Below are 18212 nucleotides of genomic sequence, written 5' to 3' on the forward strand. Positions count from 1 at the left end.
GACTTATGCCTTAGCACAAGCCGGCAAATACCTAGGCTGATTACGATGCTTTGGTTGCCGCTAATACCGCCGCGATGACGGCGACATCAACGATGTCCTCCGCCGTGCAGCCGCGAGACAAATCCATCCACGGTTTTGCCGGGCCCTGAAGTACGGGGCCAATGGCTTTTGCACCACCAATACGTTCGGTAATTTTATAAGCGATATTCCCCGCTTCTAAGCTCGGAAATACAAATACATTTGCCTGGCCCGCCACGCTTGAATCTGGCGCTTTGCGCTGGCCAATGGCGGGGACAAACGCTGCGTCGAACTGTAGTTCACCATCAATATCGAGTTCTGGTGCTCGCTCTTTAGCGAGGGCTAACGCCGCAGTGACTTTGTCAACGCGCGGGTGGCTGGCAGAGCCTTTGGTCGAGAAAGACAACATGGCAACTTTGGGCTGATCTTTAGTTAGGCGGTGATAGCTCGCTGCACTGCTGATGGCAATGTCGGCTAACTCTTCGCTGCTTGGCTCCGGTATAACGGCGCAGTCGGCGTAGCTTACTACTCTGCCGTCGCTCAATTCCATCAGGAAAAAGCTGGACACTAGTTTAGCGTTTGCTTCTAAACCCAAACCCTGAATACCCGCCCGCAAAACATCGGCGGTGGTGGCCGTTGAGCCAGCAACACCCGCATCGGCGTAACCGATTTTGATAAGTACGGCGGCAAGCAAGACTGGATTTTGCAGCGCGTCTCTCGCCTTCTCTATAGTCATGCCCTTGGCGGCGCGGGCGGTGGTGAATGCCTCAATGGCTTTGCTGCGCCAATGTTCGGCGTCAGGAAGCTGCTCAAAAACTTCAACGCCTGCTGGCGCGTCGCCGCCCTCAACCACGTTGATTAAAATCGGTGTAAGGAGTTTTTCTGCAGCTAGCGTGGTAGCGGCATCAATGACCCGAGGGTCGTAATGCTCAGGCAAAATAACCCGCATTGGCGTTTGTTTGGCTTGCTGATGTAAGGCGCTGAGTATTCCGCTCATAGTGGTCACTTTATTGGTTAGTGATGGCTTGGGCCGTCTTTGGATAGGTAGACAGCATTCAGGCCGGAAAACCGGCCTGAATGAAGTTACCCTGTGTGGTGTTCGCGTTTAGGCGAGCAGCGCGTCAGGAATATCCATTTCCATGTGCAGCAGCGCCAAGCTATGTACTTTACCCTGTGCATCCATGATTAAGGTTTCTGTACCGCCGCCGCCTAGCGAATCTTCAAGAATGAAGTTCAATACTTGGAGGTTTGGCAGTTCGTAACGCTTCACGTCGCCAAAGCAAATTTCCTTGAAGTGATCTTTAACAACAGCAGTTGTTAAATTCTCGCGAAGGAATTCATATAGCTCTGGCGTGCGAGCTTTAATACCAACATTCGAGCCATCACCTTTGTCGCCTGAACGAGCAATTGCTACATCAAATAATTGTACACGGGCCATTTTATACTTCCTCCACAATTACGCGGGTGGTGACTTTAGTTTTGTCGATCAACGCAGGCCAGTAGCCCACAATCTCTGTTGGGCGTGGACGACCAGCAGCAAAGCCAGTAACCCCAACAGGGCCGCTAGTAATGAGCGGCGCTAGTTCGCGAGCCAAAATGTTAAGCAGTTTTTTGTCGTGGCTTTTGGCGCCAACGCGCAGCAGTACTTCGCTGGGCTCTTGCTCTTGTTTCACAATACCCTTGTAACAAACATTGGTGCCGAACAATTCTACAAAGCGGTCTGCTTCTGGAATGGGTTTTCCGTACATGCCCACGCGCTCGAACAGGATTGAAGCGCCAAGATTGGCTTTCTCAATAGCGTCTGGACCGGTGTAAGTCAGCTGGCCGACAATCTTGTAGCCGTCTTCATATGACATAGACACTTTATACGTTGGGGTTGGTGCAGAACCCTTCACGCCACTAACACGAACACGGTTTTCACCATCTTGCTCAAGCTTGATCGTGGTGAAGTCAGAGGTGCAGTCAGGCCCTAAATAGTTAACTGGGTCGCCCAGTTCATACATCAGCTGTGACGTAACCGTATCAACATTCACTAGGCCGCCGGTGCCTTCGTGCTTAGTCACAACAAAAGTGCCGTCTGCCTTGGCTTCTACTACTGGGTAGCCGATGCGAGCGAAATCAGGCACGTTGCGCCAGTCGTTATAGTTACCGCCTGTACACTGGGCGCCACACTCTAGAATGTGCCCCATCACCGTACCTGCAGCTAGCTTGTCAAAGTCTTCCATTGACCAGCCAAACTCATGAATAAGCGGCGCAACAACCAGCGACGGATCGGTTGAACGACCAGTAACAACAATGTCAGCACCCTGAGCCAATGCATCAACAATAGGCTTGGCACCGATGTAAACATTGGCGCTAGACATTTTATCGAGAATGGAATCAACTGCGGCGCCGTTATCGAGGTTTTTAAATTTCTCGCCCGATGCCATTAGCTCAGGGATTTGATCAAGAATATCGTCGCCTTCAACAATACCAATTTTAATACCGGTCATGCCAAGTTCTTTCACGACGCTTTGAATCGCTTCTAAACAACCTTTGGGGTTAACACCACCAGCGTTAGCAATGACTTTAATGCCTTTCTTTTGGCAGGTAGGCAGGATTTGACGCAGCATTTCCACAAAGTCAGTGGCGTAGCCTGCAGAGGGATTACGCAACTTTTGCTTTTGCATAATACTCATGGTGACTTCAGCTAAATAATCCAAAGTCAGGTAATCCAGCGGGCCTTCTTCTACCAGGCGCAGCGGACCTAAGAGGCTGTCACCCCAAAAGCCTTGGCCATTGGCGATAAGCACGGTTTTATCTTGGCTCATAATACGTTCCTGTTTGCGTGTTAATCGGGTTAAATGTTGATGGCTTTATAGTGACTACTTAATCCAAGCCGGTTTGCGTTTTTCTAAAAAGGCGGTCAGCCCCTCACGGCCCTCATCTGAACCACGGGTCTCAGCTATGCGCTGACTAGTGTCGGCAATCATGTCGGCATCGATTTCGCCGTCAGCAACATCCAGCACTAAGCGCTTAGCCTCGCCCACGCCACGCGGACCATTACGGAGTAGGCTTTTGGTAATACCTGCAATGCAATTATCTAACTCATCACTAGCGACCACTTCTGATACCAAGCCCAGCGTAAATGCCTTGTCAGCACTGATTAATTCAGCGGTAGTGAAGTAACGGCGCGAGGCGCGTTGGCCTATAGCGCGCACAACGTAGGGCGCAATTGTGGCGGGAATCATGCCGACCTTAACCTCGCTCAAGCAAAATGCCGCCTCAGGTGATGCTACCGCCATATCGCAGCAGGCGACCAAACCAACGCCACCGCCGTATGCTGCGCCCTGCACCCGCGCAATGGTCGGCTTGGGCAGGTAATTTAAGGTACGGAGCATCTCGGCTAATAAATTTGAGTCGCGTAAATTCTCTTCAAACGTGTAGGTCGCCATACGGCGCATCCAATTCAGATCGCCACCGGCGCAAAAGCTCTTACCGGTTGAAGCCAGTACCACAACGCGTACAGCAGGGTCATCGCCAGCTTGCTTAAAAGCCGCCGTTAATGCTGCAACAACGGTATCGTCAAAGGCATTATGGATGTCTGGCCGGTTGAGAGTGATGTTGGCAATTCCGCCCTCGCTCACATCATACTGAATTACACTGTCGCTCATGCCCTGTCCTTTAAATGCGTGGCCAATCTAAAGATCGCTACTATTGATGTTCATTGAGATTATAGTAATGCTCTCTATATCTAATTAATAGAGCATATCACAAGAGTTTGCCAAATTGCTATTGAGCATAACTCAATAGAGCCTGATATGTACTTTGCTAGTATACAGTAAGCATGCTATATATTTGAAGACCTGTTGCGCAACATACCTAAACACCAATCTACAAGCACTGCGATGCACAACAGGTTCGACTGACACAAACGTTAACCCCTTCCGCAACGAGGAATTACTATCATGACTAAAAATCTTGCTATAATTGCGGCTTATTTTTTGATCGCGGCCAATACTAAAAATTAGGAGTCAACATCATGATGAATATGAGTAGCAAGGGTGGCGATAAATGCCCCTTTGACCTGAATTTTGAACCAGATACATTTAAAGTCGGCGACCTTGTCAGTTACCGAGTTGACGGCGGAATGATGGACATGCCATTTGTAGGCGTTCTGGTAGAAGTACATGACGACCACGTCATGCTCGCTCACTACGATGGCAACCCCACACCCGAAGGCAATATTATGCGCGGCACAAAGACTGATCGCCCAGTGGTAAGCGAAGCAGACGCTCTAAGGTAAACCGCCGCGCGGCTTAATAACTAAAACCGCAGGGAGGAACGCACTAGCGGATATCGAAGGATATTTAAGCGAACATCAGGAAACGCCAGCTATTTTAGGTTTCTCTTTGAGAAGCGGTTGCAATGCCGATAATCCCTCCCTATAATGCGCGCCCTGTCTTAGAGAAAAAGACAAAAGATCAGTTGCGGGGTGGAGCAGTCTGGTAGCTCGTCGGGCTCATAACCCGAAGGTCGTAGGTTCGAATCCTGCCCCCGCTACCAAATAAAGAAACGGCAAATCAGTAACTTACTGGCTTGCCGTTTTTTTTGTCTGTTGTATCTGGTCTTTGTGACGACTATGACAATTGGCCCCTTTCTTGATGAGCAATCGCGACGATTCAATAAAAGGAATGCTATTTTGAAATATCGCGCAGAAATAGACGGCTTGCGCGCCCTCGCCGTTATCCCTGTCATTCTATTCCATGCTGGGTTTGAGCAGTTCAGCGGTGGATTTGTTGGCGTTGACATTTTCTTTGTAATTAGCGGCTACCTTATTACGACCCTCCTCATTGAGGATATTGAAAACCAGCAATTTAGTCTCTTTGACTTTTACGAGCGTCGCGCTCGGCGAATATTACCCGCATTGCTTTTGGTAATGCTGTGCTGCATCCCTTTTGCTTGGGCATGGTTGCCACCACAAGCGATGAAAGACTTTAGCCAAAGTTTATTAGCAACTAGTAGTTTTAGTTCCAATATTCTATTCTGGCTCAAAAGCGGCTATTTCGATTCCGCAAATGAACTAAAGCCCCTGCTGCATACTTGGAGCCTCGCTGTTGAAGAACAGTACTACGTGCTGTTTCCGCTGTTTTTATTATCGCTATGGCGATTTGGCAAAGCTCGCCTATTTTGGATTATTGCAACACTCGCGACCCTAAGCCTATTGCTAAGCGAATGGGGGTCGCGACATAGCCCCACAGCCAATTTCTATCTTACCCCTACACGGGTATGGGAGCTGTTTGCCGGCGCACTCACTGCATTTATTGTTCAAGGTAAGGGGAGCAAAAGCAATAACGCATTGGCCCTCAGCGGCCTAGCCGCAGTCGTCGTGTCAATTTTCGCCTTTGATGAAAACACGCCCTTCCCTAGTCTTTACGCACTAGCACCGATATTAGGGACCGTTCTGATTCTAATCTATGCGAATAAAGATACCTATGTAGCAAAACTGCTCCGCACACGCGTATTTGTCGGCCTCGGCCTGGTAAGTTATAGCGCCTATCTATGGCACCAACCAATATTGGCTTTTTACCGGCATGCAACGGTAGAGCAAAACACGGTCACCTATATTGTCTTAATTTGCGTAACAATAATCCTAGCTTATTTATCGTGGCGGTACGTTGAACAGCCATTTCGATCGAGAACCCGAATCAATCGAAGTAGGTTTTTTTGGCTGACAAGTGTCGCGATCATCAGCGTATGCACTTTTGGAATTATGGGTAATGCATCTGATGGTTTTGCGAAAAAGCGCAATAAGACGTTATTTAAAGATTTAGCCTACAACAGCAGTCGCCTTGGCTATATAGAATGCCCCGAGGCACTAAGCAAAACCACCCCAACCCTCGACTATTGTCATGGCACAAGTGACAAACCTAACGCTCTGCTGATTGGTGATAGCCATGCAGATGATAAATTTTATGGCATTGCCAAAGCACTAAATCAATATCAATGGCGCTTGATCGGAAACCCAGCTTGTCCGCCCATTATCGGGGTAAACTTCGAGGCGGCCAATGGGATAACATGCACCGAGCGATTAAAGAAAATATTCGCTTATCTAGAAAGCCAAACACAGATAGAGCTTGTAGTACTGTCTTTTTCTCACGCCTACCCCTTAGACAGCTTTGTAGCTGCAGACCATGTTCAAAGCAAACATAGCCCTTTAGACGCAGTAATCGAGGACATCGACGACCCACTATTGAGTAGAGTAGATACATTCTATGCAGGCTTAGAAAGAACGCTTAAATTCCTGCAAAAACTGGACATAAAGACGGTTATTACAATTGACACACCCGAGCTAACTTTCTTCCCAGTTGACTGCATAACAGGAAGAATTAGCTGCAATTTTTTAGAAAAAGATGTACTGACAAGACAACTCATTCACCGCGACCAATTGGAAAAATTGGCCGCCCGTTATACGAATATCCGTATTTACGACCCGATTGGTCTTTTTTGCAAAAATAAGCAGTGCAGCATTTTACGCGACGGACACACGCTATACCGCGATTCAGATCACCTCAGCCTTTATGGTAGTGAGTATTACGGGATAGATTTTGCATTTTGGCTCGATCAACAAGGGCAGTAATCAGACTGCCCTAGCACCACACATAAGCCACTAACAAATGAGCTAAGGAAAAGCGCCGCAATATAATTCTAGCGCAGTAGCAGCAGTGGCCGCGCAGTCTTATGCAGCATCTTGGCAGTTAAACTCCCTAGCAACATGCCGCGCAAAGGATGGTGGCTGTAAGCGCCCATGACAGTTAGGTCGATATCATTCTCTGCCTGATACTGGCAAAGCTGTTCGTCACTTTTACCCTTAGGTAAATTAACTAGCTCATGAGAAATACCCGCCACCGCCAAGACCGTCGCCGCCTCATTCAGCACACCAGACGCGACTGCCTCGTCACCAACATAAACCAAATGACAGGGAATATCTTTGAATACAGGGCTTGAAGCCACCATATCCAAGGCCTTTCGTGAGGCATCGTGGCCATCATAGGCCAGCATAACTTTCTTAGGCACAGCAAACGGTGAGTTCACCACTAGAACTGGTTTGTGCAGCGCGCGAATAACCGTTTCTAAATGCGCTCCCAATTGCCCCTCGCGATGCTCTTCGCCACGCACCCCCATCACCAGCACGCGGATATTCTCTTCCAACTCAACAAGCGACTCCTGCAAGCTACCGTGTTGCTGCCAAACTTCGGCGCCGGCAACACCGGCTTGCACAGCGCGTTGCTGGGCGGCTTCAAGCATTAATTTACCCTTCTGCATTAGCAATCGATTGCGCTGCTGCTCTACTCGGGTCAATTCTTCTAGCAAGTCTTCCTGACTTCCCAAGCCAATACTACCGCTCAGATCAGCAACCGCCGCCTGAGGACGATGCTCAATATTATGGAGTAACTTTAGCGCTGCGCCCGTTCTTTGCGACACCCAGGCTGCATAATCACACACCGCAGTGCTAAGACTCGCGCCATCAATACATGCCAACACGTAATTATTATTCATTAGTGGCCTCCCAGTACTTTTTCAATCTCTTCGGGTTTATCGTGAATGCCAAAGCGATCAACTATTGTTTCGCTAGCGTCATTCAAACCAATCAGCTCAACGTCGGCACCTTCGCGCCTAAATTTAATAACGACCTTATCCAAAGCACCCACTGCGGAAATATCCCAAAAATGCGCGCGACTTAAATCAATCACAACCTTATCAACCGCTTCTTTAAAATCGAAGCCCGCATTGAAGCGCTCCGCCGAATTAAAGAACACCTGCCCCACCACATGATAGGTGCGTGTATTTCCGTCGGCACTGAGTTCTTTGCTCACATACATAAAGTGACTCACCTTATTGGCAAAGAATAAGGAGCCCAGCAACACCCCTACAAACACACCATAGGCGAGGTTATGCGTCCACACCACAACCGCCACTGTCGCTAACATAATGATATTTGCAGACAAGGGATTGCTCTTCAGCCCAGTTACGGAACTCCAATTAAAAGTTCCGATAGATACCATAATCATCACCGCAACCAAGGCTGCCATCGGAATAAGCGACACCCAGTCACTCAAAAACACGACCATTGTGAGCAGCATGGCACCGGCGAAGAAGGTAGACAAGCGACCCCTACCACCTGATTTCACATTAATAACAGACTGGCCAATCATCGCGCAGCCCGCCATACCACCCAGCAATCCAGAGAAGATATTGGCGATACCCTGCCCCTTGCACTCTCTGTTCTTGTCGCTTCCGGTATCAGTTAAGTCATCGACGATAGTTGCCGTCATCAAAGATTCTAATAAACCAACAACCGCCATAGCCGCAGCATAGGGGAAAATAATACTCAGGGTTTCAAAATTGAGCGGCACATCCGGCCACAAGAAAATCGGTAATGTATCGGGTAGTTCGCCCATATCCCCTACGGTGCGAATATCAAGCCCAATCATTAAACTCACCGCTGTGAGGGTAAGAATACATACAAGCGGCGACGGAATGATTTTGCCCACCACCGGCAGTAGCGGGAATAAATAAATCACACCCAAACCCGCCGCTGTCATAGCATAAACATGCCAAGTAACATTGGTTAACTCTGGCAACTGCGCCATAAATATCAATATCGCCAAAGCGTTTACAAAGCCCGTGACCACCGAGCGCGACACAAAGCTCATCAATTGCCCCAGCTTTAAATAGCCCGCCACAATCTGCAAGGCACCGGTCAGCAAGGTCGCCGCCAACAAATACTGCAGACCATGATCCTTTACTAAGGTCACCATCAACAGGGCCATGGCGCCAGTCGCCGCTGAGATCATCCCAGGGCGACCACCAACAATGGCCGTCACTACGGCAATACAAAATGAGGCGTACAAACCGATTTTAGGATCAACACCTGCGATAATCGAAAAGGCAATTGCCTCCGGTATTAAAGCCAGAGCAACAACCAAACCCGCAAGAATATCCCCTCGGATATTTCCCAACCAATCTTCTTTCTTTGAAAGCAAAAGCATAGATAACCTGAAATGTATGAGTAAACACAAACGGTTTTGTGTAAAAGGCGGCATTATACACCCTATAACTCCCCCCTCCATCCATAGCCAAATACACCGAGCTCTGCGCACTTATAGAAAATAAGACTTAATAAATGCCACCGCACTGCAGGCTAAGCCGACAAAATGCTATATTACGCCCATAAAATTTGCGCCAATTAAGAAGCAAATGGCAATAATGCGAGATCCCATATGTACGATTATCTTATTGTAGGTAGCGGCCTCTATGGCTCAACCTGCGCTCACGAGCTTAAAAAACGCGGCAAAAAGGTCCTCGTCGTCGAAAAGCGCGCGCATATTGGCGGAAACATCTTCACGGAATGCCAGCACAAAATCCATGTTCACAAATATGGCGCACACATTTTTCACACCAATAATAAGCCCATCTGGGACTATATAAATCAATTTGCCGAGTTTAATCGCTACACCAATAGTCCCGTAGCGAATTACCAGGGAAGGCTTTTCAACCTTCCTTTTAATATGAATACCTTCTATCAACTGTGGGGCACAAGAACTCCTGCCGAGGCGGAAAGAAAAATAGCGGAACAGCAGGCAATATTAAACGGCAAAACCCCGAGTAATTTAGAAGAGCAGGCCATCAGTCTAGTCGGTGAAGATATTTACAATATCTTGATCAAGGGATACACCGAAAAGCAGTGGGGTCGCCCCGCCAAGGAACTTCCCGCATTCATCATTAAGCGATTACCAGTCCGCTTCACCTACGACAACAACTACTTTAATGATCGCTATCAAGGCATCCCCATTGGCGGCTACACGCAAATTATCGACAAAATGCTAGACGGCATAGATGTGCGCTTAAATACCGATTACTTCGAACACAAATTGGAATTAGATAAGCTCGCTAAATACCACATATACACCGGCGCCATTGATCAATACTACGGCTACCGATTTGGAAAGCTGGAGTACCGCAGCCTTCGCTTTGAATCTGAGCTTGTTGAGACCGCAAACTTCCAAGGCAATGCCGTTATTAACTACACCGGAAATGAGGTTCCTTACACGAGAATTATTGAACACAAACATTTTGATCCTGTGGACACAGCCGTTTCCATTATTACAAAGGAATATCCGGCGGAGTGGACGGAGGGCATGGAACCCTATTACCCGATCAATGATGAGAAAAACGACAGCTTATATCGGCAGTACAAAGCCCTAACAAAAAATGAAGACAAGATATTCTTTGGCGGAAGACTCGCCGAATATCGCTACTATGATATGCATCAAATATTAGGGGCGGCCCTAAAAGACCTTAAAGAAATGCCGTAAACCACTGCCCAAAGAATTTGGCAGCTAGGAAAATATCGCCTCAACATCCCGATAAAAACGAGCTTCCTCGGCTCTAATTTTTTCACGATAGTCATCGAACAATGCCGTCTTCTCTTCATACATAGCGAAGCAACGACGAATCTCTTCGCTAATCACAGGCAAATTTGACGGATCGCGGGCAAATTTAAAACCTGCAGGTATAGGAAGATCCACCGCGTTCCCAGCCGAGCCGTTTAAGCCGCTAATAATGCAGGCGCCTGAAATACATGCCTCTCTAGGAATTCGGTCTTTACCCGGATGTTCACCAAAATCGATGTAGACCTTAGCCTTCCGCAGCAACTCAACAACCTCTGCGCGGCTCATATTTTCTAATGGAATAAATTCAATATCTGAACAATACGCAATGAGCTGCGACGTAAATTCAAAGCCCTTTTTTGGGTTATATATAACGATATCTTTTTTATCTTCTGCGACCGCCGTCAATCCAGAAGTAACAAAATCAGCATTTAAATAATCGCTAAGATAAAACACACAATCTTTATCAACATTTTTAGCTCTTAAATGTTCTGCCGCATATTCGCTTTGGACGAAATGGTAATAGTCATGATATCTCTTATCTCGAAAGAAAAAGTTTTTCTTCTTTCTACTCGACTTACCAAACAGAATCATTTTTCTTAACAAGGGAATCGATAGCGGGCCATGCTTAGAAATAGAAAACCCCATAGCATCGTAATAAAAATCGATGCTCAGCCACCAAACGACTTTTTTAATATTAGAATAGTCGTGCAAAATATCCGTTTTGGTCTCAGGAACAATAAGCACATTCTGGCGCTGATCATCCACCACATCGACATAAGGATTTTCATACTGAGCAAACTCAGCATGCACCGGATCTGCTCCCTCAACTCGGCGATAATAATACATATATGCGTCGACCCCGCGCTTACGAAGCGCGGAAACCAGTTGCTGCAAAAGCTCTGGCCCACCGGAGGCCTGCCCAGCTGGTGCAGCAACAAACACCTTCACATTGCCACTATCGCCGATCAACATGCCCGTCATTTCCAAACTCCTTGTTCAGGCATGCAGCCGAATCATTAATCAAACTCATACTGTAATTAGCGATTTTCCGCAGACTGCAAACCTAAATAAGCCAGTAAATTTGTAGCAATGTGCGTCGCAAAATATTCAGACCCCGCCTTAGAAATATGTCCGTAATCAATCGCAGTAAAGTCCGTAGGCTTATCCCCTACCCGCGCTAAGCACTCGCCTTGTTCATTGCAGAATACATCTAATGCCGACATAAAACCGATCGACTGCTCTAGAGCCACATTCTTAATTGTTGCCTCATAATCTCTGAGCATAGTTGCTGGCTGCATTTCTGACACCTTACCGCTCAACCTATCGAGATTGATAAATGACTCTCGCTGCGGACTAATCTGCCAACGGGGCACCGGCCCAATAAGTAAAAGTTTGCTTTCCGGAAGAGTGGCTTTCAGCCGGTCTACCGTATTCTCCAATGACGCCCTGAGCTCTTCAGGGGTCAAGGGGTAATCATCGTGCTTCCACGAGGAATGCAGAATAATCAGGTCCGGCTTCGCCTGCGATAGCTCTCGTAATACTTGCTCAGCATTTTCAGGACAATCCTTTCTATAGCCCGATGTCACACCGAATAAAGAGGGACATGCCGCGTGAGTAAGCTGGATCAACTCGAAATTATGCTGCTCCGACAATGCCTTCAGCCCCGGATACAAAGCTGCACCGTGAGAGTCGCCCCAAAGCGCAACTTTTACCCCCTCACCCCGCCCTTGGTAGCAAGAGGGATCATGAAGCAGTAATTCAGCTTCTTCTAAATAACAGGTATTTCCCTGCACGTAGGATGACCACTTAAAATCTACATTGTCTGTAAATTGGCGAACATTGGCAGGAAAGCGAAACTCCAAGCCGTCAAACTTATAGTTCACCCAACCGAAACCGCCCAAAAGCACTAAACCAAGACATAGCGCCTGTATCTTTTGCTTTTTATACGCACCAAACCGAAAGGGATTTTCAACAAAATGATAGGTGAACCACGCGAGAAATATTGACAGAAGAACAGCGCTCACCCTAAAAACAACGGAAGCTCTCTCTGCGTTAGCGAGATTTCCATATGACAGCAAAGGCCAGTGCCACAAATACAAAGGATAACTGACTGCCCCAAACCACAGTGCAACTTTATTAGAAAGTACAACTCGGCTAAGCAAAGGTTCTGCTCCGCCGGCAATGACGAATGCCGATCCTAATACGGGTATCAATGCCCAAATGCCAGGATAAACGATGCCTTCTGGAAGAAATAATACACCTCCAAAAAGCAAAGCTATTCCCGTAAAACTGAGTACATTATAAGCACCGGTATTGGCAAGCGAAGGGGTATAGCGAAACAGGGTGCTCGCCAAAATGCGATCTATTTTTTGTCTGCTAGATTCCAAAAACTCTTTGCGAAAAATACTCATCCACGCCATAACCGCGCCGAGCAATAATTCCCAAAATCGACCAATAGGCCAGAAAAAAACCGCCTCCGTCTCACCACTGACAAAGGCGATATTTAATATAAATGAGAATACCGCAACGCCAATCATTAGTTTCAATATACTGGCGTTTTTCTGCCACACAAACCAAAGGGCTAGAGGCCATAAAAGGTAATATTGTTCTTCAACGGCCAAACTCCACAGATGCAGTAACAGCTTTGTTTCACCTGAGGGGTCAAAATAACCGGACTCGCTCCAAAACACAAAGTTCTGAATAAATACTGCGCTCGCCGCAGTATGCTTGCCAAGCTGACTGTACTCCGCTGGCAGCATAAAAAACCAGCCAAAGATACTCGTCATCGCCAAAACAAAAACTAGAGAGGGGAAAATACGCCTAACGCGACGACCAAAGAATTCACTAAAACTGAACTTTTCCGCCTGTAACTCAGATATTAGGATACTGGTAATTAAATACCCCGATATGACGAAGAATACGTCGACGCCAATATATCCACCCGATAAGGCGCCGGGAAAGGCGTGATATATAACAGCGGATATGACGGCAAATGCTCGCAAACCATCGATTTCTGGGCGGAATTTCATCCCCTGTCCTTATATAGAGCAAAATTTATACAGCCGGCGATTTTACAGCCCCACAAACCAACAATAAAGGAACAAACTCGCAAAACTGTTTAGCAGTTAACAAGGTAGGCAACTAACGCGCTCAGGCAGGATAAATTCGAGGAATCCACTAAGAAAATCTAGGCGGCGTCACCAAAATGCCACAAGTATGAAATACCATTTGCCGCGACAAATTCTGCGCCGATATTTTTCCTGCTGCGGAAACAAGGCAAGAAAAGTATTACCGTGTCGCTTAAGAAAGCGGCGCAGCTTAAAATTATAAAACACCTTGTCATAGCGGGAGTAACACGCATAAAACTCTTGTAGCAATGCCGTGTCACTATCTAATAATACCTCTGAATCCAGCACGCTACGCATAAATTTACAAACGCGCTCCACCTCCCGCAGAGCCTTTACATATTTCGCCTCTGTTCGCTTGCCCTTTGTTTTCCATACCGCATTATTATCATGCTGGCGGTAGTATGACAGCACCTGATCACTCGCCTTTAACTTCCCCCTCGACGACGCCACGATTGCCAACCACTGATCGTGATAAGGCATATCACTTATCGCCGGCATCGCAAGGGGCAACATCTCTTTCCTGAGCAAACTGGCGTGACCAGTAACACAATTGTTTAACATCAAAGCAAGCGGACAATGCCCTTCTAGGCGATTAACTTTCGGAAATTTGAAATTCAACAGCTTACCTGTAGAGTCAACAGGACTTATCTGCGAGTAGATCAGCCAATTGTCGCCAATATCATGATACAGAGAGGCGATCTTTTCAGGGAACCAAATATCATCCTGATCCGCCAGAGCAATTAGCTCACCACGGCACTCCCCCATAGCCTTTGCAAAATTTTGAACAAAGCCTAAGTTTTGATGATTGCGAATTACGCGAATACGCTGATCGCGTTGAGCATAGCCTTCCAATAATGCTACGGTGCCATCAGTTGAACAATCATCAACAATCACCAACTCAATATTTTGGTAGGTCTGATTCAATATGGAATCCAACTGCTCTACCAAAAATCTTTCACCATTATAGGTGCACATCGCAACTGATATTTTCGGCGTTGCATTTTCGGAAATCATTACCAAACCACCGCTAACTAGATCATCACAAAATATGCGCCTGAACGATCACTACGACGCCAAATTAATTAAAAAAATATTTGAAAACCAAACCAAGTCAAACCACGATTTACGAAAAAGGCAGCAATATAAAATACCACTTCCCACGACACATTTTTTTAATATAGCGCTTTCGCCCGTTGAACAGTCCGAGAAATGTATCTGAATGTTTTAAGAGAAAATGTTTTAATTCAAAGTTGTAAAAAACTCGCTCATTTTTAATATATTTTTCAGAAAACTCTTCAAGTAAATACTGCTCACTTCTATTGAGAATGCCACTCTCCAATACTTTCTCAACAAACTCGCTCACCGCCTTGAATTTACTAACCACATGCTCGCGTTTAGAAATATTACGCTTCGTTTTTGATCGCATAACCGCATTGCTGCTGTGCTTTCTATAGTAGGAGAGCACCTCATCACCTGCTTTCAATTTCCCCCGCGACGCAGCAACGATAGCGAGCCATTGGTCGTGATACGGCATATCCGATATAAATAGCATGGCGACTTGAAGTAACTCACACCGCATTAAACATGCATGCCCCGTGACACAATTATTCATGATTAATGAAAGGGCGCACTGCCCTTCTAAACGATTAACCCTAGGAAATGTTTCATTTTGCTCAACACCATTAGCATCTACAACGGCAACTTTTGAATAGATTAGCCAGTTATCACCGATCTCTTCTGATAGACGACGCAACTTGTCGGGAAACCAAATATCATCTTGATCAGCCAACGCAACTAAATGTCCAGAACAGGCATTTATTGCTTTTTCAAAATTCCGAACAAAACCTAAATTTGATTCATTTTGCAGTACGCAAACACGACTATCCCGACTTGCATAGTCAGTTAAGAGTTTAACGGTATTATCTGTGGAACAATCATCAACGATAATGATTTCAAGATTTCTATAACTTTGGCCTAAAATAGAGTCCAACTGTTCAGCTAAATATTTCTCACCATTGTAGGTACACATAGCAACAGATATTAGTTCGCCGTCTAGATGAGCGCTGTCTTTATACTGACCATCCACTATCGGCTTTCCCTTTTTTCGATAGCTATACTGTAACAAGCAAGGAAGCACACCTGCTTTTTACTACCAAGGTAAAATCTAAGCTCTACCTACATCCCCGTATTTTTATTATTTGCAATGATGCATACAAACTCACATGTAAACAGTACAACGCCTTAGGCATTTAATACCGATCTGGCTCCCCGCAACTTAGCCCGCGCACGACGATACCGCGCCAACCCAAAACTAAATAATGCTATTACACAGCGCTTGGTATTTTTCTTCATATAGAGCTCTATATGCTCGTCTGGCAAACCATGCTTTTGCGCGTAAAGCACATAGGACCGCCCACGATGAAAATGAATAAACTCATAAACCGCTTTTGTTCGCACTGTCGAACCGCCGCCAATATGAGGGATACTAATATGACGGCAGTGAATCACATCTAAACCCGCATCGTTGGCTCGCTTGCATATATCAACGTCTTCCACATACAGAAAGAATTGCTCATCAAAATAGCCGACCGAGTCCATGAGCTGAGTATCAAACAGCAATACCGCCCCGACCAACCAAGGCACCTTAACTACCGAGGTATCTTGCTCTGGACGAAGTGCGGGCCCTGCTATCGCCGCACCGTGTGCCTTTATTTCTGTAAGCAACTGGTCTATCGCCGCCTCAGAAAGCTGGGTATCTGGATTCAATACCATGACATAGCGCGTGTTACTTGCTTTAATCCCGATATTGCAAGCACTGCCAAAGCCCAAGTTCTCTTTGCACTTGATCATTTCCACGCAGTCACTATTTGCGGCAGCAATCTCGTCTGTCGCGTCAGTGCTCGCATTATCTACGACTATCCAACGCGGCATTGCAGCGCTAGCCGTGTCACGGAAAGAAGCTATATGTGCAGGAAGAACCTTGGCGCTATTATAAGTCACCGTCACCAAGGTCAATTCATTTAGCAAATCCTGCATCAGCACAAGCTATCCCAATCCAATTTCATTCCGCGATCTCATCCTTTTCGGAGCAAACCATTGCTCAATCTTTCGCAGGCCGCCCGCCAATTGCTGGGCCGCACATTGTAATCCGCCTCAATCTTGGCGCTACTGAGCACCGAATACCCTGGCCGCTTTGCTGGCGTCGGGTACGCAGCGGTATTTATCTCATTTAGCACGGGTATCGTTACAAGAATACCGGCCCGCTGCGCCACCGCAAATATTGCCTCTGCAAACCGATACCAGCTCACCGCCTCATTGCCGGCGTAATGATAAACGCCATAGTGGGCTTTCGTCCCGCTTTTATTTTGCTCAGCCTTATGCAATTGCTGAGCAATACTAATAAGGGCCTCAGCGATATCACCCGCATAAGTTGGACAACCAATCTGATCACCTACCACTCCGAGAGTGTCACGCTCCTTCGCAAGGCGCAGCATCGTCTTCAAAAAGTTATCGCCATACTCACTAAACACCCACGCCGTGCGCAATATGATGTGTTTTCGGCAATGACGCTGTACGGCGATCTCGCCATTGAGCTTGGTTTGGCCATAAACCCCAGTCGGGCCCGTTTGATCCGTCTCCACATAGGGTGTTTGCTTATTGCCATCAAACACATAGTCGGTGGAGACATGGAGCAAGGGGATATCAAATCGGCTGCACAATTTGGCCAGCGCCATCGGCCCGTCTTCATTCACCCGCTTTGCTAACTCGGGCTCAGACTCCGCTTTGTCCACCGCAGTATAGGCGGCGGCGTTGATGATCGCAGTGACGCACTTATCAGCCACGAGCTTTTCTAGCACAACGGTGTCGTTGATGTTGGCATCTTGGCGGGACAATAAGGTATGGGGGATGTTCTGTTTGTTTAGCCGATCCGCCAAGCATTGGCCCAATTGGCCGTTGGCACCGGTAACAAGTAAATGCATTTCTGTTTGTATGCTGCTTTGCTCACTCATTGCTGAAATAGCTCTGCAAAGGTGGGGGCTTTGCTGTCTTTGTCGGACAAGGTCGGATTATTCAGCGGCCAAGTGATTGCCAGAGCCGGATCATTCCAGATTAAACTACCCTCATCGCTGGGGTCGTAATAGTCAGTGCACTTGTATTCAAAATCTGCGGTGTCGCTAAGCACCACAAAGCCGTGGGCAAAACCCGGCGGCACCCAAAACTGGCGCTTGTTCTCCTCAGACAGCAACACACCTTCCCACTGCCCAAAGCTGGGGGAATCTTGGCGGATATCCACCGCCACGTCGTAAACCTCACCACTCACCACCCGCACCAATTTGCCTTGGGGTTTGGTTTGTTGAAAATGCAGGCCACGCAGCACACCCTTTGCTGAGCGCGAGTGATTGTCTTGTACAAATGGCAGTGTAATACCCGCCATCTCCCGATAGCGTTCTGCCTGAAAGGTTTCTAAGAAAAAACCGCGATGATCGCCAAAGATCTTGGGCTCAATAATCACGCAGTCTTTTAGCTTGGTTTGGATGACATTCATTTACTGTTGGTATCCGTCTATATGGTGTTGCGTTTATTTGTAGCCGTCGGCTACGCGCAGTAAATATTGGCCGTAGCCGGTCTT

The 18212-nt window shown here is 47.0% G+C and carries 16 protein-coding genes and 1 tRNA gene; 4 read left to right on the forward strand and 13 right to left on the reverse strand.

Annotated elements, in window-relative coordinates:
- Positions 1–40 precede the first annotated feature (40 nt).
- The 4 genes from pta to C0068_RS04140 all read right to left on the reverse strand — a co-directional run bounded on the left by pta (position 41) and on the right by C0068_RS04140 (position 3671).
- Positions 41–1015: a phosphate acetyltransferase gene (gene pta / locus C0068_RS04125; RefSeq protein ID WP_103683230.1), complete on the reverse strand. Its 975-nt coding sequence runs from the start codon at positions 1013–1015 to the stop codon at positions 41–43.
- Positions 1016–1123: 108 nt separating this feature from the next.
- Complete coding sequence (locus C0068_RS04130; RefSeq protein ID WP_103683231.1) at positions 1124–1456, reverse strand: AtuA-related protein; 333 nt, start codon at positions 1454–1456, stop codon at positions 1124–1126.
- A gap of 1 nt (position 1457) precedes the next feature.
- Positions 1458–2828 (reverse strand): acyclic terpene utilization AtuA family protein, encoded by a 1371-nt coding sequence (locus tag C0068_RS04135; RefSeq protein WP_103683232.1) that lies wholly within the window; start codon positions 2826–2828, stop codon positions 1458–1460.
- Positions 2829–2882: 54 nt separating this feature from the next.
- Positions 2883–3671, reverse strand: a complete 789-nt coding sequence (locus C0068_RS04140) for an enoyl-CoA hydratase/isomerase family protein (protein ID WP_103683233.1) — start codon at positions 3669–3671, stop codon at positions 2883–2885.
- A 368-nt stretch (positions 3672–4039) separates the two neighbouring features.
- Here C0068_RS04140 and C0068_RS04145 point away from each other — a divergent pair, with 368 nt between their 5' ends.
- The 3 genes from C0068_RS04145 to C0068_RS04155 all read left to right on the forward strand — a co-directional run bounded on the left by C0068_RS04145 (position 4040) and on the right by C0068_RS04155 (position 6637).
- Positions 4040–4303: a hypothetical protein gene (locus C0068_RS04145; protein ID WP_199176107.1), complete on the forward strand. Its 264-nt coding sequence runs from the start codon at positions 4040–4042 to the stop codon at positions 4301–4303.
- 183 nt (positions 4304–4486) lie between these two features.
- Positions 4487–4563: transfer RNA gene (locus tag C0068_RS04150), tRNA-Met, on the forward strand.
- A gap of 136 nt (positions 4564–4699) precedes the next feature.
- Positions 4700–6637 carry an acyltransferase family protein gene (locus C0068_RS04155; protein ID WP_158249910.1) on the forward strand — a complete coding sequence of 646 codons (1938 nt, stop codon included), beginning with the start codon at positions 4700–4702 and terminating at the stop codon, positions 6635–6637.
- A 68-nt stretch (positions 6638–6705) separates the two neighbouring features.
- On the opposite strand, the gene C0068_RS04160 is transcribed toward C0068_RS04155, so the two are convergent.
- Positions 6706–7557: a universal stress protein gene (locus C0068_RS04160; protein WP_103683235.1), complete on the reverse strand. Its 852-nt coding sequence runs from the start codon at positions 7555–7557 to the stop codon at positions 6706–6708.
- Positions 7557–9050 (reverse strand): SulP family inorganic anion transporter, encoded by a 1494-nt coding sequence (locus C0068_RS04165; RefSeq protein WP_103683236.1) that lies wholly within the window; start codon positions 9048–9050, stop codon positions 7557–7559. Before C0068_RS04165 ends, C0068_RS04160 begins: the two co-directional genes overlap by 1 nt.
- A 231-nt stretch (positions 9051–9281) precedes the next feature.
- On the opposite strand from C0068_RS04165, the gene glf reads away from it, so the two are divergent.
- Positions 9282–10376: a UDP-galactopyranose mutase gene (glf, locus tag C0068_RS04170; RefSeq protein WP_103683237.1), complete on the forward strand. Its 1095-nt coding sequence runs from the start codon at positions 9282–9284 to the stop codon at positions 10374–10376.
- A 24-nt stretch (positions 10377–10400) separates the two neighbouring features.
- On the opposite strand, the gene C0068_RS04175 is transcribed toward glf, so the two are convergent.
- The 7 genes from C0068_RS04175 to rfbC all read right to left on the reverse strand — a co-directional run bounded on the left by C0068_RS04175 (position 10401) and on the right by rfbC (position 18128).
- Positions 10401–11435 carry a hypothetical protein gene (locus tag C0068_RS04175; RefSeq protein WP_103683238.1) on the reverse strand — a complete coding sequence of 345 codons (1035 nt, stop codon included), beginning with the start codon at positions 11433–11435 and terminating at the stop codon, positions 10401–10403.
- 56 nt (positions 11436–11491) lie between these two features.
- On the reverse strand, positions 11492–13483 hold the full coding sequence (locus C0068_RS04180) for an acyltransferase family protein (protein ID WP_103683239.1): 1992 nt from the start codon (positions 13481–13483) through the stop codon (positions 11492–11494).
- Positions 13484–13651: 168 nt separating this feature from the next.
- Positions 13652–14596, reverse strand: coding sequence for a glycosyltransferase family 2 protein (locus C0068_RS04185; RefSeq protein WP_103683240.1), 945 nt, complete (start codon positions 14594–14596; stop codon positions 13652–13654).
- Positions 14597–14705: 109 nt separating this feature from the next.
- On the reverse strand, positions 14706–15668 hold the full coding sequence (locus tag C0068_RS04190; RefSeq protein ID WP_103683241.1) for a glycosyltransferase family 2 protein: 963 nt from the start codon (positions 15666–15668) through the stop codon (positions 14706–14708).
- 155 nt (positions 15669–15823) lie between these two features.
- Positions 15824–16618 carry a glycosyltransferase family 2 protein gene (locus C0068_RS04195; RefSeq protein ID WP_103683242.1) on the reverse strand — a complete coding sequence of 265 codons (795 nt, stop codon included), beginning with the start codon at positions 16616–16618 and terminating at the stop codon, positions 15824–15826.
- A gap of 38 nt (positions 16619–16656) precedes the next feature.
- Positions 16657–17592, reverse strand: coding sequence for a dTDP-4-dehydrorhamnose reductase (rfbD, locus tag C0068_RS04200; RefSeq protein WP_233208731.1), 936 nt, complete (start codon positions 17590–17592; stop codon positions 16657–16659).
- Complete coding sequence (gene rfbC / locus C0068_RS04205; RefSeq protein WP_103683243.1) at positions 17589–18128, reverse strand: dTDP-4-dehydrorhamnose 3,5-epimerase; 540 nt, start codon at positions 18126–18128, stop codon at positions 17589–17591. Before rfbC ends, rfbD begins: the two co-directional genes overlap by 4 nt.
- Between the last annotated feature and the right edge of the window lie 84 nt (positions 18129–18212).

Origin of the sequence: Zhongshania marina (genome assembly GCF_002915595.1) — a bacterium.
GTDB classification, from domain to species: Bacteria; Pseudomonadota; Gammaproteobacteria; order Pseudomonadales; family Spongiibacteraceae; genus Spongiibacter; species Spongiibacter marinus_B.

Bases quoted from the DNA above. Each gene is read 5' to 3' on its own strand.
- pta (WP_103683230.1), bottom strand. From the start codon at position 1,015: ATGAGCGGAATACTCAGCGCCTTACATCAGCAAGCCAAACAAACGCCA.
- C0068_RS04130 (WP_103683231.1), bottom strand. From the start codon at position 1,456: ATGGCCCGTGTACAATTATTTGATGTAGCAATTGCTCGTTCAGGCGAC.
- C0068_RS04135 (WP_103683232.1), bottom strand. From the start codon at position 2,828: ATGAGCCAAGATAAAACCGTGCTTATCGCCAATGGCCAAGGCTTTTGG.
- C0068_RS04140 (WP_103683233.1), bottom strand. From the start codon at position 3,671: ATGAGCGACAGTGTAATTCAGTATGATGTGAGCGAGGGCGGAATTGCC.
- C0068_RS04145 (WP_199176107.1), top strand. From the start codon at position 4,040: ATGATGAATATGAGTAGCAAGGGTGGCGATAAATGCCCCTTTGACCTG.
- C0068_RS04160 (WP_103683235.1), bottom strand. From the start codon at position 7,557: ATGAATAATAATTACGTGTTGGCATGTATTGATGGCGCGAGTCTTAGC.
- C0068_RS04165 (WP_103683236.1), bottom strand. From the start codon at position 9,050: ATGCTTTTGCTTTCAAAGAAAGAAGATTGGTTGGGAAATATCCGAGGG.
- glf (WP_103683237.1), top strand. From the start codon at position 9,282: ATGTACGATTATCTTATTGTAGGTAGCGGCCTCTATGGCTCAACCTGC.
- C0068_RS04175 (WP_103683238.1), bottom strand. From the start codon at position 11,435: ATGACGGGCATGTTGATCGGCGATAGTGGCAATGTGAAGGTGTTTGTT.
- C0068_RS04180 (WP_103683239.1), bottom strand. From the start codon at position 13,483: ATGAAATTCCGCCCAGAAATCGATGGTTTGCGAGCATTTGCCGTCATA.
- C0068_RS04185 (WP_103683240.1), bottom strand. From the start codon at position 14,596: ATGATTTCCGAAAATGCAACGCCGAAAATATCAGTTGCGATGTGCACC.
- C0068_RS04195 (WP_103683242.1), bottom strand. From the start codon at position 16,618: ATGCAGGATTTGCTAAATGAATTGACCTTGGTGACGGTGACTTATAAT.
- rfbD (WP_233208731.1), bottom strand. From the start codon at position 17,592: ATGAGTGAGCAAAGCAGCATACAAACAGAAATGCATTTACTTGTTACC.
- rfbC (WP_103683243.1), bottom strand. From the start codon at position 18,128: ATGAATGTCATCCAAACCAAGCTAAAAGACTGCGTGATTATTGAGCCC.